The organism is Nocardia sp. NPDC059180 (assembly GCF_042754945.1).
GTDB lineage: Bacteria > Actinomycetota > Actinomycetes > Mycobacteriales > Mycobacteriaceae > Nocardia.
In genome coordinates, this window is sequence record NZ_JBHZBU010000004.1 from 233,713 (window position 1) to 248,547 (window position 14,835).

At 67.3% G+C, this 14,835-nt stretch carries 13 protein-coding genes; 7 read left to right on the forward strand and 6 right to left on the reverse strand.

What is annotated here, in order from left to right:
• Window positions 1-63: 63 nt before the first annotated feature.
• Entirely contained in the window at window positions 64-663 is a 600-nt protein-coding gene (locus ACFXNW_RS15130) for a TetR/AcrR family transcriptional regulator (protein ID WP_379418276.1), read from the reverse strand.
• A 75-nt stretch (window positions 664-738) separates the two neighbouring features.
• On the opposite strand from ACFXNW_RS15130, the gene ACFXNW_RS15135 reads away from it, so the two are divergent.
• The 3 genes from ACFXNW_RS15135 (at window position 739) to ACFXNW_RS15145 (ending at window position 4,523) form a co-directional block, all read left to right on the forward strand.
• Complete coding sequence (locus tag ACFXNW_RS15135; protein WP_379418277.1) at window positions 739-1,491, forward strand: SDR family oxidoreductase; 753 nt, start codon at window positions 739-741, stop codon at window positions 1,489-1,491.
• A gap of 61 nt (window positions 1,492-1,552) precedes the next feature.
• Window positions 1,553-2,515: a 4-(cytidine 5'-diphospho)-2-C-methyl-D-erythritol kinase gene (locus ACFXNW_RS15140; RefSeq protein WP_379418278.1), complete on the forward strand. Its 963-nt coding sequence runs from the start codon at window positions 1,553-1,555 to the stop codon at window positions 2,513-2,515.
• A gap of 217 nt (window positions 2,516-2,732) precedes the next feature.
• Window positions 2,733-4,523 carry an ABC-F family ATP-binding cassette domain-containing protein gene (locus ACFXNW_RS15145; RefSeq protein WP_379418279.1) on the forward strand — a complete coding sequence of 597 codons (1,791 nt, stop codon included), beginning with the start codon at window positions 2,733-2,735 and terminating at the stop codon, window positions 4,521-4,523.
• A gap of 89 nt (window positions 4,524-4,612) precedes the next feature.
• Here the strand turns inward: ACFXNW_RS15145 and ACFXNW_RS15150 are convergent, their stop codons facing one another.
• Both ACFXNW_RS15150 and ACFXNW_RS15155 read right to left on the reverse strand, forming a co-directional pair.
• Window positions 4,613-5,533: an Abi-alpha family protein gene (locus ACFXNW_RS15150; protein ID WP_379418280.1), complete on the reverse strand. Its 921-nt coding sequence runs from the start codon at window positions 5,531-5,533 to the stop codon at window positions 4,613-4,615.
• A complete protein-coding gene (locus ACFXNW_RS15155) occupies window positions 5,524-6,774 on the reverse strand; it encodes a hypothetical protein (protein WP_379418281.1) in 1,251 nt (416 codons plus the stop codon). Before ACFXNW_RS15155 ends, ACFXNW_RS15150 begins: the two co-directional genes overlap by 10 nt.
• Before the next feature lie 347 nt (window positions 6,775-7,121).
• Here ACFXNW_RS15155 and ACFXNW_RS15160 point away from each other — a divergent pair, with 347 nt between their 5' ends.
• On the forward strand, window positions 7,122-7,997 hold the full coding sequence (locus ACFXNW_RS15160) for an Abi-alpha family protein (RefSeq protein WP_379418282.1): 876 nt from the start codon (window positions 7,122-7,124) through the stop codon (window positions 7,995-7,997).
• 184 nt (window positions 7,998-8,181) lie between these two features.
• Window positions 8,182-8,724, forward strand: a complete 543-nt coding sequence (locus tag ACFXNW_RS15165) for a nuclear transport factor 2 family protein (protein WP_379418650.1) — start codon at window positions 8,182-8,184, stop codon at window positions 8,722-8,724.
• A 10-nt stretch (window positions 8,725-8,734) separates the two neighbouring features.
• Here ACFXNW_RS15165 and ACFXNW_RS15170 read toward each other — a convergent pair whose 3' ends face one another.
• Window positions 8,735-10,375, reverse strand: coding sequence for a peptide chain release factor 3 (locus ACFXNW_RS15170; RefSeq protein ID WP_379418283.1), 1,641 nt, complete (start codon window positions 10,373-10,375; stop codon window positions 8,735-8,737).
• Between the two features lie 309 nt (window positions 10,376-10,684).
• On the opposite strand from ACFXNW_RS15170, the gene ACFXNW_RS15175 reads away from it, so the two are divergent.
• Window positions 10,685-11,284 carry a 50S ribosomal protein L25/general stress protein Ctc gene (locus ACFXNW_RS15175; RefSeq protein WP_379418284.1) on the forward strand — a complete coding sequence of 200 codons (600 nt, stop codon included), beginning with the start codon at window positions 10,685-10,687 and terminating at the stop codon, window positions 11,282-11,284.
• 22 nt (window positions 11,285-11,306) lie between these two features.
• Window positions 11,307-11,882, forward strand: coding sequence for an aminoacyl-tRNA hydrolase (gene pth / locus ACFXNW_RS15180; RefSeq protein WP_379418285.1), 576 nt, complete (start codon window positions 11,307-11,309; stop codon window positions 11,880-11,882).
• Here the strand turns inward: pth and ACFXNW_RS15185 are convergent.
• Both ACFXNW_RS15185 and ACFXNW_RS15190 read right to left on the reverse strand, forming a co-directional pair.
• Window positions 11,879-13,525, reverse strand: coding sequence for a fatty acyl-AMP ligase (locus ACFXNW_RS15185; protein ID WP_379418286.1), 1,647 nt, complete (start codon window positions 13,523-13,525; stop codon window positions 11,879-11,881). The two genes, pth and ACFXNW_RS15185, sit on opposite strands and share 4 nt — an antisense overlap.
• A 387-nt stretch (window positions 13,526-13,912) precedes the next feature.
• Window positions 13,913-14,830, reverse strand: coding sequence for a ribonuclease Z (locus tag ACFXNW_RS15190; protein ID WP_379418287.1), 918 nt, complete (start codon window positions 14,828-14,830; stop codon window positions 13,913-13,915).
• Window positions 14,831-14,835 lie beyond the last annotated feature (5 nt).

Sequence of the window (14,835 nt, forward strand, 5' to 3'; positions counted from 1 at the left end):
TACGGTCTGGGGGTATCCCCGACACAACTGAACATACCCCCAAGGGGTATCTAGTGCAAGTGTTCAGGCGGCGCTGATCCAGTGTGCCGCGGCGATCTCCGCCACCGCGGCCAAATCCGCCCGGTCCGCACCGTCCCTTGCCGACTGCGACATGCCGAACATGACGGTGCCGACATACCGTGCCGAGGCGGCTGCGTTTGTGTCCTCCGGTAGCAGGCCTGCGTCGATATCGGCCTGAATGCGTTCGGTGAAGGCGCGGATATTGCTGTTGCGGATATCGCGCAGCAGCCCGGCGACTTCCTCGCTGGTGGTGTTGACGCCCGCGCTCGTCACCAGGCAACCGTGCGGGCAATCCTCGCGGGTGTACTCGTATGCCGCCTCGCGCAGTATCCGGCACACCATGTCGGCCGCGGTGGGCTCCTCGGTCAGTGCGGCGGTGGTGAAAGACCCGTACCGCTCACCGAAGGTGCGCACCACCTCGGCGAACAGTGTCGCCTTGTCGCCGAATGCCGCGTACAGGCTCGGCGCGCCGATGCCCATGGCTGCGGTCAGGTCGCCGATGGAGGTGGCTTCGTAGCCGCGCGTCCAGAACAGGCGCGTTGCCTTGTCCAGTGCTGCCTCGCGATCGAAGGAACGGGGGCGTCCCCTGGGTGGTGCGCTCATCGGCTCATTCTATAGCGATCGCTAGATAATGTGCTACCTTCCTTTCTGTAGCGAACACTAGAGAAAGGTTCGGCCATGGGCGTACTGACAAGGAAGACGGCACTGGTCACCGGCGGCAGCCGTGGGATCGGACGGGCGATCGCCGAACGGCTCGGCCGCGACGGCGCACGGGTAGCGGTGCACTACAACGGAAACGAACAGGCCGCGAAACAAGCGGTCGAGGCTATCGAGGCAGCGGGCGGATCCGCCTTCGCGATCCAAGCCGAACTGGGCGTGCCAGGCGACGCCGAACGGCTATGGGGCGCATTCGACGCGCACGCCGACTCTGTCGACATCATCGTCAACAACGCCGGCGTCGACGGTATCCGGGAACCCATCGAGGGCACCGACGAAGCCGCCTTCGATCGGGTATTCGCGGTGAATACGAAGGCGCCGTTCTTCATCGTCAAACACGGACTCGACCGCTTGCGTGACGGCGGGCGGATCATCAACGTCTCCACCGGCCTCACCCACGGTGCAGCTATGCCGGAGCTCATCGCCTACACCATGACCAAGGCGGCCATCGACTCCTTCACCGCCGCTCTGGCCAAGCACGTCGGTCCGCGCGGGATCACGGTGAACGCGGTGGCGCCCGGCGTCATCGACACCGATATGAATGCGGGCTGGCTGCACGATCCCGCAGCACACGAACAGGTCGTGCAGATATCGCCGCTGCGTCGAGTCGGGCAGGCCGCCGACGTTGCCGATGTCGTCGGGTTCCTGGCATCCGGCGACTCGCGGTGGGTGACCGGTCAGTGGATCGACGCCACCGGAGGCGCACTGCTCTAGGCGCTGCCCGCCCGCATTCGACGCGCGCGCCTATCGGATCGACCTATTACGCTTGGTCACCGTGCTGTCCGTTGTGCCGAGCCCCGTCATCGTGCGTGCGCCGTCGAAGGTGAACCTCCATCTCGGAGTCGGTGACCTGCGCCCGGACGGATATCACGATCTCACCACCGTTTTCCAGGCGCTCTCGCTCAGCGATGATCTGGAGATCGCGCCGTCGGCCTCGCTGACGGTGCGGGTCAGCGGCGAGGGTGCGGCCGAGGTGCCGACCGATCGAACCAACCTGGTGTGGAAGGCCGCGGTGCGCCTGGCCCATCTGGCCGGCCGGGCGCCGCTGGTGGAAATATCGATCAGCAAGGGCATCCCGGTGGCGGGCGGAATGGCCGGTGGTAGCGCCGATGCCGCCGCCGCCCTGGTCGGGCTGAACGAGCTGTGGGACCTCGGCCTGTCCCGAGAGGAACTCACCGCGGTGGCGGCCGAACTCGGCAGCGACGTCCCCTTCTCGCTGCACGGCGGCACCGCGCTCGGCACCGGCCGCGGCGAGCGCCTGCTGCCGGTGTTGTCGCGCAACACCTTCCACTGGGTGATCGCCCTCGCGAAGGGTGGCCTGTCCACCCCGGCCGTCTACGCCGAACTGGATCGGCTGCGCGAGATCGGCGATCCGCCCCGTCTCGGCTCGCCGCAGGACCTCATGCAGGCACTGGCCTCCGGCGACCCGAAACAGCTTGCCCCGCTGCTCGGTAACGATCTGCAGGCCGCCGCGGTGTCGTTGAAGCCCGAACTGCGCCGCACCCTGCGCGCGGGTGTGACGGCGGGCGCGCTGGCCGGTCTCGTCTCCGGCTCCGGACCGACCTGTGCGTTCCTGTGCGAATCGGAGGAGTCCGCCGTGGCCGTGGCCGCGGAGCTGGCCGGCGCGGGGGTGAGCCGCAGCGTGCGCACGGCGACCGGCCCGGTCCCCGGCGCCAGGGTGGTCAGCGGTGAGGGACCGCATCCACAGCCCAGGCGCGACGCGGGCTGGATCGGCTGACGGCAGCCGCAGAGCCACCACGGTCCGTCCGGACCGATATCCGCGGGTGCCGGGCGGACCTGCTGGTGGGCGTATGGCCGGCGTGGCGTCGCGTTCCGCCGATTGCCGGGCGGGGCCGTGGATAGCTCAGTCGGTACCCTTGCTCCGGGCAGGCGAGTAGACCGGCCTCGACAAGGGCGGCGCCCTCGCGACGCCCGGTAAGGCACGGAAAGGTTTCATGTCCAACCTGATCAACCTCGAACAGGTCAGCAAGAGTTTCGGCGTCAAGCCGCTGCTCGATGACGTCTCGCTCGGCGTGCACGCGGGCGAGCGCATCGGTGTCGTCGGCCTCAACGGAGGCGGTAAGACCACCCTGCTCGAGGTGCTGACCGGCATCGAGGAACCCGACAGCGGCCGGGTCAGCCGGGTCGGCGGGTTGCGCATAGCCGTGGTCACCCAGCGTGGTGTGCTGCCCGAGGGCGCGACCGTCGGGTCGGTGGTGCTGGCAGGGCTGGCCGACGACGCCATGACCGATTCGGTCGCCGAACACGAATGGGCCGCCAACCCGCGCATCCGCTCGGTGATGGAGGGCATCGGCATCGCCGACCTCGGACTGGACACGGTGGTCACCAATCTTTCCGGTGGCGAACGCCGCCGGGTGGCGCTGGCCGCGGCACTGGTGCGTGAGCTGGATCTGCTGGTGCTCGACGAGCCGACCAACCACCTCGACGTCGAGGGCGTGCGCTGGCTGGCCGACCATCTGCTGGCCAGGCGCAGCGCCCTCGTCGTGGTCACCCACGACCGCTGGTTCCTCGACACCGTAGCCACCCAGACCTGGGAGGTCGTCGGCGGCAAGGTGGAAAGCTACGAGGGCGGCTACGGCGACTGGATCTTCGCCCGCGCCGAACGCGCCAGGCAGGCCGACGCCTCCGAGGCGCGCCGCCGCAATCTGGCCCGCAAGGAACTGGCCTGGTTGCGTCGCGGCCCGCAGGCCCGCACCTCCAAGCCGCGCTACCGAGTGGAGGCGGCCGAGGCGCTCATCGCCGACGTGCCGCCGCCACGCGACAGCGTCTCGCTGAGTGCCTTCGCCCGCAAACGCCTCGGCCGCGTGGTGATCGAACTCGAAGACACCACCCTCGCCACCCCGGACGGCCGCGAATTGGTGCGCGATCTGACCTGGCGGCTCGCGCCGGGCGAACGGGTCGGTCTGGTCGGCGTGAACGGTTCCGGCAAGACGACCCTGCTGCGTGCCCTCGCCGGCGACGCGGAGCCCGCCGCGGGCAAGCGGATTCAGGGCCAGACCGTGCAGATCGGCTGGCTGCGCCAGGAACTCGACGATCTGCCGACCGATATGCGGGTGCTCGAGGCTGTTCAGCAGATCGCGATGCGGCTCATGTTGGGCGATAAGGAGATATCGGCCGGTCAGTTGGCCGAACGGCTGGGTTTCACCCCGGCGAGGCAGCGCACCCCCGTCCGCGATCTGTCCGGTGGTGAGCGTCGCCGTTTGCAGCTCACCCGGATCCTGATGGCGGAACCGAACGTGCTGCTGCTCGACGAGCCGACCAACGACCTCGATATCGATACCCTGCAACAGCTGGAAGATCTGCTCGACAACTGGGCGGGCACGCTCGTGGTGATCAGTCACGACCGCTACCTGATCGAACGCATCTGCGATTCCACCTGGGCGCTGTTCGGCGACGGCAAGCTGACCAACCTGCCCGGCGGTATCGAGGAGTATCTGACCCGCCGCGAAGCCCAGCAGGGCCGCGCTACCGGAGCCGCCAAACCCGCCGAGAGCGCCGCCCCGGTGACCGATTCGGCTGCCTACCGCGCCGCGCGTAAGGAACTGGCCAAGCTGGAACGGAGCATCGACAAGCTCAGCGAACGCGAGCAGAAGCTGCACGCCGCCTTGGCCGATGCCGCCACCGACCCGGACAAGCTCCTGACACTGGGCGCGGAGTTGAAACAGGTGCTGGCGGAGAAGGAGACGGCCGAGGAGCGCTGGATGGAGCTCGCCGACGACGCTTGAGTCGTGGCGCCGAGACAGGCAGCGCCGACCATGGCTGCTCTGAGCGACAGGGTCTACCCGATGTCCGCTCTCGGCAACCGGCGGCGTCGTCAGCTCGTCTCGGCCGCGGGCCCCTCATGTAGGACGACCGGCAGGCAGGTCTGCACGAACTCTTCGCCGAAGCCGGTGAGGGTGATGCTGCGGTAGGACACCTTGGTGCCGAACCCTGAGCGCTTCAGCAAGTCCCGCACCGGTGATTGCGCCTCGAGCAGCTGGTAGCGGTTGGGGTTGCCGACAGGCTCTTTGGCCAGTTCGATCAGCCCGAGCCTGCGCAGGTTGGTCAGGTAATGCTGGATACGGTTCGGGAAGCGCAGCCCGGCGTGCTCGCCGAGCAGCGTGAGCCCGGATTCCTGGCGCAGGCCGAGTCGTTCGGCGCCGAGGCGGCCGAGCCTGCCACCATGCACCTCGATCGAAGGCTGGGGGCCGTCCATTCGTAGGTAGCGCAGGATGCGTGCCTCATCGGGGGTGATCTCGACGAGGATGTTCGCGAACGCGGGATGTCCGTCGTCGCCCGCGTGAGTGCTGGCCGACAACCGCAGCAGTGCAGCACCCTGTTCCCGCAGCGTGGGTGCGCCACCGGAGCGTCCGGCGTTCTCCGTCTCGGAAAGTCCGAGTGCGCGGCGCAGGGCACGGCGAACTTCGGCCTCCGCTTCGGCTCGGATCTCGGCAGGAGGCACGCCCGCCGCGCTGCGCCGGACCACCGTCCCGGTCACGTCGAGCACGGTGCCGACGCCCCAGCCGGCCGCACCCGTCACCGTCGACCACGCCACCCGGACGACGCCGGTGGCGGTGCGGACGGTGGTGAGGGGGCCCTGCAGCGGATTGGCGCGCACAGCGGGTACCGCGGGTGCTGATCCGTGCTCGAACAGGCGCGCGACCTCGGTGGATGCCGTCGCCGACGCGGCTTCCGGCTCGTTGTCGTCGCCGGAATCCGAGGACGCCGCCGATTCCGCAGAGTCGGTTACAGCCATGAAGTCGCCACTCCTGTCCCGAAGATCAGGATGTGAGCGTATCCGGCGAAGAGCCCGAGCACACCGCCATGGACGAAAAGCAACCATTCGTCCTGTTTGATGGCCGATCGCAGCATTTCCACGAAGTCGGTCGGGGACAGGACCGACATTTGTTTGGCGATGTAGTCGTTGATCTGCTTGCCCTGGCGGATGTTGAAGTCCGGGTCGGCGAAGGCGATCGGGGCGATGGACATGGCCTCGGTGGTCAACGTCGACTGCAGGGCGTTGTACTCGCGGCTGCCGAGCACGAATTTCACCGCGCTGCGGGCCGGGCCGAGCGCGCGGTCGGCGGCCGGGCGCAGGGTGTCCTCGAGCATCTGCATGGTGCGGTCCGAACGCGGGCCGTTCAACAGTTCGTCACCGATATTCGCCACGGTTACCACCTGGCCGGACACCAATTCGGCGTAGCCTGCGGTGATTTCGGGCTGTCGCTTGATCAGCAGGCCCTGTCGCCACGGGCACCACCATTTCGGCTCGGCGGGCGCGAAGATCATATTGATGCCGACCCAGTTCACCACCCAGCCGATGATCACACCGCCGATGGGCAGCACCGCGAGCGTTGGCCAGCCGGTCAGATGCAATATCGCGACGAGTACCGCGCCCATCGGCGCGCCGAAGTAGAAGCCGAAGTTCTGCATGAACCGCAGTTCCTTGGCGCCGAGTACCTGGAACAACTGGTTGAGCAATTGGGGGCGGGCCTGGAAATAGCGGATGACCATTTGCTTGACGTCGAGCAGCTGATCGATGTTGGCGCCGAGTTCCTGGGTGAGTTCGCGCAGGATTTCCGGCAGCTGGGCGCGCACCCGGTCGTGGATCATGTCGCGCACCTGCGTGGGCAGGTTGTACCAGAGCTGGGGGTGTTCGCGACGCAGGATCTCCTCGACGATGTCGTGGATCTGATCGTCGGCGATGCTGGCGAGATGCTCGGCGAGCGCGTCGGGTTCGAGCTCGCGATAGAAATCGGCGACGCTACCCAGTTTCGACAATCCCTTGTCGACGGCGATGCTCGCCATTTTGTCCGCGCGCGAGGGCACGATGCCCTGCCAGCCCATCCGCCCGTCATAGCTCAGCAGCGGAAGTACCTGAATTCGCTTGGGCAGGAATGGATACAGCGCGCGCAAACCGGGAACGTGGATGCCGTGGAAGCCGATCGGCCGAAACAGCATCAGGACACCGGTCCAGTTGGTGATGTAACCGATCACGCCTGTGAAAAGAGGAATTGTCAGAAGTTCCAGGAGGATCGTCGGATGAACCCCGAACACACTCTCTAACACGACACCCTCCTGCCGATACCCGGTGATCGCCGCCTCACCGGCAACTCAAATTAGCACCCCGTCGGCAGCAGGACCCTATGTGACGTGCGGCGCCGACTCCAAGCGCGAGTGCGCCGCACCACAGGTAGTGTCTGAGACGTTTACCACAGTGTCCGGCTGCGATGCCGTGGTTCTACGCGCGGGTGGGGACAATGACCACCACCACATCTGATCGTGACTCGTGGGTAATAATCTGTGAGCGGATTCGTTCACCTGGCGATACATCGGAGTACGACGTGGCAGACGACAGGACCGGAGGGGACGTGGCCCGGGCCGGTTCCCGTGCTGTGGAACGCAGCTCGGATGTCGAACAGCGGCAGATCAGCAACGAGGCCCGGATGATCCGCGGTGTGTTCCGCGCCGCCGGGCTGGCAGCGGGCACAGTGGTGCGCGGAGGCCAGTGGGCGGTCGAAACTTCCTATGAGATGACCAGGGAGATCACTCAGGCCGCCCTCGACGGTGAATCCTCGGCCGAGATCGCCGAACGCACCGGCAATGCGCTGCGGTCGATCGCGCGCAGCGCGCTCGGGGTCACCGAGGGGTCGGTCCGCGAGATCGTCAGCTACGTCCCCACTCAGCAGAGCGCCGGTCAGCAGGCCATCCCGATGGCCTCCTACCTGCGGTCGGCCAATGTCGACGAGCTGCGCAGGCGTGGTGACGCGCTGCTGGCCCGCTCGGCCGACGTCTACTTCACCGAGGACGTGCATCCCGCCTACGACCGCATCCTCGACGAACTCGCCCCGGACGAGGCCCGCATCCTGCGTTTCATGGCGCTCAACGGCCCGCAGCCCTCGGTGGACGTGCGCACCAACCGTCCGCTCGGTATCGGCTCGGAGCTGGTGACCGGCGATCTGACCTCGGTGCCCGAACAGGCGGGCGTGCGCTACCCGGACCGGGCCCGCTCGTATCTGATCAACCTCAACCGGCTCGGCCTGACGCTGACCTCCGACGATCCGGTGGTGCTGAGCCGCTACATGGTCCTCGAGGTGCAGCCGCTGGTCGAGGTGGCGCTGAAGAAGGCGGGCCGTGCGCCCAAGATCGTGCGCAAGAGTCTGCGGCTGACCGAGTTCGGCGAGGATTTCTGCCGCACCTGCTTCACCATCGGCGGCTGAGGATCGCGCGTTCGCGCACGCCGCCGGGGTTCGCCCGGTGATAGCGATCTGATACAGATCTCGCCAATACTGCGGTATGCCTGTGTGCTGGTGGGATGGTTGAGGTATGGACCAGGACGAGGAGCGTAGGGACTCCGAGTCGGGCGCAGAGCCGGAACCGGTCGGCCGGGTTCTGTTCGGGCGGATGCCGGAGCCGACGCCGGCACCGGCGCCCGAGGACGGTGCGCGCGACGACGTGTCCGAGATCTGCCGCTTGAAGTACCGATACTTGCGCACGCTGGACACCAAACTGTGGGACGAGTTCGCCGACACCATGGTCGCGGAGGCGACCGCCACCTACAGCGAGTATCTGCAATTCGAGTCCCGCGAGGCGTTCATCGCGTTCATGCGCAATACGCTCGGGCCGCACGTCATCACCGAACACCGCTGCGACCACCCGGAGATCGATATCACCGGCGACACGGCCACCGGTACCTGGTACCTGGCCGATACGGTGCTGATTCCGGAGCACAACATGCTGCTGCGCGGTGCGGCGTTCTACGCCGACCGCTACGTCCGCTGCGATGACGGGCACTGGCGGATCTCGCACACCGGCTACGAACGCACCTATGAAGTGGTGCTCTCACTCAGCGACCTGCCGAGCCTGCGACTGACCTCCAGTCGATGGGGTCTGATCGCCAGGGACTCCGGACTCGAGTCGGTGGAACGCGAGCCGGAGGCGGGCTGAACCGGCCGGCTCAGTCGGCGGTGGCCACGAGCGGTTCCAGGGTCAGCCCCGGATGCTCCTTCTCGATGTACTGCAACCGCCACTTGTCGCTGAACAACGCGAGCAATACACCGTCGCTGCGGGTGAATACCTCGACCCCGCGCTGGCGGCCGAGTTCGTCGGCGGAGGCGGCGTCGGTGCGCCTGGCCAGCGTGTAGGGCAGATTGTCCAGCTGCGTCTCGACGTTGTATTCGCCCTGCATACGGGCGGTGACCACTTCGAACTGCATCGGGCCGACCGCCGCGAGAACGGGCGAGGCGTCGCCGCGCGCCTCGTTGCGCAGGACCTGCACCACACCCTCGGAGTCGAGCTGGTCGATCGCCTTGCGGAACTGCTTGTACTTGCCCGCGCTCTGGGCCCGCAGCACCGCGAAATGCTCCGGCGCGAAGGACGGGATGGGCGGGAACTCCACCTTCTTGTCCACGAACAGGGTGTGCCCCGGCGCCAGCGCGGTGGCGTTCACCAGGCCGACCACATCACCGGGATAGGCGGTGTCGACGGTGGCGCGTTCGCGGCCGAACACGGTGAGCGCGTATTTCGTCGCGAACGGACGTCCGGTCTGGGCATGGGTGACGACCATGCCGCGCTCGAACTCGCCGGACACGATCCGCATGAAGGCCAGCCGGTCGCGGTGGGCGGTATCCATGCCCGCCTGCACCTTGAACACCACCGCGCTGAACGGGTCGGTCGTCGTGCGCTCGCCGCCATCGACATCGCGACGCGCGGCCGGCGCGGGCGCCAGCGCCACCAGTGTCTCCAGCAGCTGCCGCACCCCGAAGTTCAGCATCGCCGAGGCGTAGATGACCGGGGAGGTCTGCCCGGCGAGGAACATTTCCTGATCGTGGTCCTGGCCGGTGGCCGAGAGCAGTTCGCTCTCCTCGGCTGCGGTATTCCACGCCTCGCCTTCGCGCGCCTCGGCAGATTCCGGGGTCAGCGATTCCTCCGGCGCGATGGTGGCGCCACCGGCGGTGCGGGTGAAGTGGATGTATTCGACCGCCTCGCCGTCCGCGCCGCGGCGCAGCAGGCCACGGAAGTCGCCCGCGATGCCGACCGGGAGAAACAAGGGGGTCGGGGTCAGGCCGATCCGCTCGTCGATCTCGTCGAGCAGTTCCAGCGGCGCCCGGCCGGGCCGGTCCCATTTGTTGATCACGGTGATGACCGGGATACCGCGATGGCGGCAGACCTGGAACAGCTTCAGTGTCTGCGGCTCGAGGCCCTTGGCCGCGTCGATGAGCATGACCGCGGCGTCGACGGCGGTCAGCACGCGATAGGTGTCCTCGGAGAAGTCCGAGTGACCGGGGGTGTCGACCAGGTTGATCACATTGTCGATATCGGAGCCCGCGGCACGGTAGTTGAACTGCAGCGCGGTCGAGCTGACCGAGATACCGCGCGCCTTCTCCATCTCCATCCAGTCCGAGACCGTGGACTTGCGCCCGGCCTTACCGTGGATGGCGCCCGCCTCCGAAATCATCCTGGCGTGCAGCGCGAGCGCCTCGGTGAGCGTCGACTTACCGGCGTCCGGATGCGAGATCACGGCGAAGGTCCGCCGCCTCGACACCTCGGCGGGCAGCCCGCGTGAACCGGACGAGACGCCGTCAGTGGAGGCGGTCAACAGCGGCAACCTTTCGGGGGATGCGAGGATAGATGGCAACCGGTCCAGCGTACTGGACCGAAACGAACCCGATTCATCATGGCGCTGACCACCCGATTCCAGGTAGGCAACAGCGCTGCGCTATGGTGGTCAGGTTGTCTCGGCGAGGGTGACCGCAGACTTTTTTGCGACACCGTGATCGACGCGGCTCGGCTTCCGGCCGTCCTCGTTCTGTCTTCGCCCGACGAGTAGACCAACCGAGCCAGGACTCTCACGTCCCTGGCGCCCACAGTTGACCAGCCCGGAAGAGCCGTAGGAGTAGATCAGGTCATGTCCGACGCCAACCTTCTCGAAGCCGCAGTCCGCACCGAATTCGGCAAGGGTGCGGCCCGCCGCACCCGTCGTGACGGCAACGTCCCCGCCGTGCTGTACGGCCACCAGTCCGATCCCCAGCACCTGGCGGTCAACGCCAAGGCGTTCGCGGCGATCCTGCGTGAGCACGGCACCAACGCGGTGCTCAACCTCGTCATCGACGGTAAGAAGCAGCTGGCGCTGACCAAGTCGGTCGTCGTGCACCCGATCCGCCGCTACATCGAGCACGCCGACCTGCTCGTCATCAAGAAGGGCGAGAAGGTCACCGCCGACGTCACCGTCACCATCGTCGGCGATGCGGCCCCCGGCACCCTGGTCACCCAGGACGCCACCACCGTCTCCATCGAGGCCGACGCGCTGAACATCCCCGACACCATCGAGGTCTCGGTCGAGGGTGTCGAGGCAGGCACCCAGATCAACGCCGCCGACCTGCAGCTGGGTGAGGGCGTCAGCCTGAACGTCGACGGCGAGACTCTGATCGTCAACGTCATCGCCGCCCCGGCCGCCGCCGCCGAGACCGAGGGTGAAGGCGAAGCCGAGGGCGAGAGCGCCGAATAAGAATCGCGGATCGGTTGTCTCGATGACCGAATCCACGCCCGCGCTCGTCGTCGGCCTCGGAAATCCGGGGACCGAATACGAGCGCACCAGGCACAATGTGGGATTTCTGGTCGCCGACGTGCTCGCCGAGCGCGTCGGCGGCCGTTTCAGCGTGCACAAGAAGTCCGGCGCCGATCTGCTGACGGCCCGGCTCGACGGACGTCAAGTGCTGATCGCCAAACCGCGCACCTACATGAATCTGTCCGGCCGTCCGGTGGCCGCGCTGGCCCGCTTCTTCTCCGTGCCCGCGACCGAGGTGATCGTCGTGCACGACGAACTCGATCTGCCCTTCGGTGCGATCAAGCTCAAACGTGGCGGCGGCGAGGGCGGACACAACGGCCTGCGTTCGGTGTCTCAGGCACTGACCACCAAGGACTATGTGCGCACCCGGATCGGCATCGGCCGCCCGCCGGGCAGGCAGGATCCGGCGGACTACGTGCTCAAGCCGTTCTCCGCGCCGGAGCGCAAAGAGGTCCCGGTCCTGGTCGAGCAGGCGGCCGATGCGGTGGAACTACTGCTGCGGGTCGGGCTGGAAACCGCGCAGAACCAGTTGCATTAGCGCAGGTGGACCGCGGTGGCGGCACGACGAAGCTTGCCCGATGACGTCTTCGGCAGGGCGCCGGGGCCGAGTACCGCGACCGTCCGTGGGCGGGCGCCCACCTCGGAGAACACCGCGTGCACGACCTCGCGTTCGATGCGCTTGACCTCTTCCGGGTTGTGGTGGTCGTTGCTCTCCACCACCACCGCGAAACTCTCCCGCTTCTGGCCCGCGTCCAACCGCACCGCCACCGCATTGCCCGGGCGCACACCGGCCACGCGCATGGCGGCCCGCTCGATATCGGTGGGGAAGATATTGCGGCCGCCCATGATGATGACGTCCTTGATCCGCCCGCAGACCACGATCATGCCCTCATCGGTGAAGTAGCCGATATCGCCGGTGTCGAGCCAGCCGTCCTCATCCTGCGCCGAACGGAATCCCTCGACCGTCACATAGCCGGAAGTGACTGCGGGGCCGCGCAATTCGATCACGCCTACCGAGCGGGTCGGCAGCGGCTGCCGTTCGGCGTCGACGACGCGGCCTTCCAGATCGTCGACCAGATAGCCGAGCGTCGGCAGCCTGCGGATATTGCCGTGATGGGAACCCTGGTCGTGCACGGGAACCGCTTTGCCGAGTGCCTCGAGCAGATCGGCGTCGACGATATCGAGCACCTGGCCGTGTCCGGGATCGGGAATGGAGACCGCCAGCGTCGTCTCGGCCATGCCGTAGACCGGTGTCAGCGCCATCGGGTTGAGCCCGAAGCGTTGTCCGGCCACGGCCAGTTTGTCCATGGTGTCCGGATCGACCGGCTCGGCCCCGTTCCACATATAGCGGACACAGCTCAGGTCCAGATTCGACCCTTCGGCCTGGTCGAGACGCCGGGCCAGCAGTGAGTACGCGAAATTCGGTGCCGCGGTGACGGTGCCGCGATAACGGTCGATCAGCTCGGCCCACAGGATCGGCCGCTGCAGGAAATCGATCGGCGTCACGCAGACCACCTCGGCGCCGAATTGCATCGGGACGCTGAGGAATCCGACCATGCCCATGTCATGGAACAGTGGCAGCCAGCTGACCATCACATCGTGGTCGAGCTGGAACTTCACCCGGTTGAACATGGCGTAGGCGTTGACGAAGAAGTTCTCGTGGGTGATCCGCACCGCCTTGGGCGAACCGGTGGATCCCGAAGTCAGTTGTTGCAGCGCGATATCGGCTTCACCGGTCGGCAGCGGATCGGTCTCCGCGCCCTCGCGCAACTGATCGACCCGAACCACGGCGATGCCGCGTTCACGCAGCAGCGGCTCGGCCGCCTCGAACGGTGCGCCGAGGATCACCGCCCGCGCCTCGATCATGCCGAGCACCGTCTCGGTATCGCGGGCCCACACCGCGAGATCGGTGCGCGGCGTCGGCTGATGCAGCATGGTGATGGATGCGCCGCGCATCCATACGCCCTGGCACGCGGGCGCGATATCGACCGGCATCCCGGCCAGCACGCCGACCGCGTCGCCGTGCCCGATTCCGGCCGCGGCCAGACCGCCGGCCATGCGTCGCGCGATCTGATGGATCTCGCCCCACGTCTGCCGCAGCGGTGCATCCGGTTCCCCGGTCACCAGCCCGCGCGTGGTCTCGCGCGCCGTCGTGTACATCTCCTCGGTGAACCTGCTCAACGCCCGCTCCTCACCGGCCAACCGGCCGACAACCGACCTGCACTCAATAATCCCGCTATCCGGGCCTTGCGTTAACCCCCTCCGTGTGTGCGCTGGTCAGCGCCACATTTCCGCCTGAAGAGAAGGGTGCGTCGGCGGGGTCGATCGACGCAGCGCCCCGAACCCGCGCGCCTATCCCCACCGCATCGCCTCCGGCCGTCCCGCGGCATCGCCGCCGACCGGCCCAGGGATAGTAGCCCGGCGCGGTGCGGACCGGGCCCGCGCCTCATCGGCGTGGCGCGGACCGAACACGCCGGGTGCGACGGCGCGTCGCTCGTGGACATCTGAAAACCCTTGGCGTCGTGCCGGTATGCGTGCGGTGGTGTGGGTTCCGCCGTGATTCGACGCTCAGCGGCGTGGCGGCAGCGGGATGCGGGCCAGGTCGGCGGCGATCACGATATTTCCGTTGAAAACCTTTGCGGCCTCGGCGAAGTGTTCGTCCAGGCTGCGATATCGCTGGGAGAAATGGGTCAGCACCAGCGTGTGGACACCCGCCTCGGCCGCGACCCGTGCGGCCTGGCCTGCGGTCAGATGACCGTGTTCTTCGGCGAGGTGCGCGTCCGCGTCCAGAAATGTCGCCTCGATGACCAGCATGTCCACCCCGGCCGCGAGTTCGTGCACCCCTGGGCACAGTCGGGTGTCCATGACGAAGGCGAAACTCTGTCCGGGACGGCGGGTGCTCACCTCGTCGAGGGTGACGGTGCGCCCGTGCCAGTCGACGCGGCCGTCGCGTTGCAACCGGCCGACCGCCGGACCGTGCAGGCCGAGCGCTTCGAGCCGCTCCGGGCGGATGCGGTGGCCGTCGGGCTCGGTGATTCGATAGCCGAACGCCTCCACCGGGTGGGACAGTCGGACCGCACTCAGGTGGAACGGCGCGCCGTGGGCCTCGAGCGGGCCCGGCTCGGCGATCGGATGCCTGCGCAGTTCGATGGTGCGGTAGTAGACGCTGGCATCGCACAGTCGCTCGAAGTACTGCTCACCGGAGGCGGGGTAGTAGCTGTCGATCGGATGTGGCACCTGGTCGAGGTTGATCCGCTGCACCACCCCTGCCAGTCCGAGACAGTGGTCGCCGTGGAAATGGGTGATCGCGATCCGGGTCAGATCGGTGACCGAGACACCGGCGTGGATCATCTGCCGCTGGGTGCCCTCACCCGGATCGAACAGGATGCCCTCGGCGCCCCACCGCAGCAGATACCCGTTGTGATTGCGCTGTTTGGTCGGCACCTGGCTCGCGGTGCCGAGAACGATCAGCTCGCGCTGCGACATCGACC